At 29.8% G+C, this 734-nt stretch carries 1 protein-coding gene; it reads left to right on the forward strand.

Features of this window, described 5'->3' with window-relative positions; all coding sequences use genetic code 11:
* Positions 1-634 (forward strand): replication initiation protein (locus tag ACFFHT_RS10955; RefSeq protein WP_382376187.1); only part of this gene is annotated, 634 nt, incomplete at its 5' end.
* Between the last annotated feature and the right edge of the window lie 100 nt (positions 635-734).

Consider the following 734-nt stretch of genomic DNA (forward strand, 5'->3'; position numbering starts at 1 on the left):
TGTGCATATTGGGGCTTTTTCTAGTACGCATACTATTAGATTATATGAGCTACTAGCACAGTATAAATCGGTCGGAACTAGAGATATAGAACTTGATAAATTAAAAGATTGGTTACAAGTTTCTGATAAGTACTCTGTGTTCTATGACTTTAAAAAGCGAGTTTTAACCACTGCCATTGATGAAATTAACAAAAAATCCGATCTCTTGGTTGAATATCATTTAATCAAACGTGGACGCAAAATTGTAGCTTTGAAATTTACTATCCAGACTAAGAAAAATGTCATTAAAACTGAACTAAAACGACCTCCATTCCCTCACAAAAACAAATACGGAAAATTTGTTCATCTCGATAAACAAAATCCGCGAATGAGTAGCGCAGAATATGGGAATTATGCAAAAGACTGTTTAGCTATTTTAGAAAATTTTTATTCTGATTTAGACGCTGTAACGTTAGATGATTTACGTCATTATTGGATATTCTTGGAAACTAATGCCAGTTTTAGATCTAAGCTAGGAACTAAACAAGATTTTCTTATTGAGTTGCGTAAGAGAGGATTTAAATTAGTTGAATGTGAATTAGTTAAAATAGACGATAAACAAATTGATTTGGTTGATTCATTTTCAAAAAGTTAAACAAAAAAAACCTATGTTTAGCTATTAAAATGTATTTAATAATCGATATTCTTATCTTGCCATTTAAGTTTATTGTTTAATTTTTAAGCAAAAAACAAGC

The sequence above is a fragment of the Gallibacterium melopsittaci genome (genome assembly GCF_042433085.1).
In the GTDB taxonomy this organism is placed as follows: domain Bacteria; phylum Pseudomonadota; class Gammaproteobacteria; order Enterobacterales; family Pasteurellaceae; genus Gallibacterium; species Gallibacterium melopsittaci.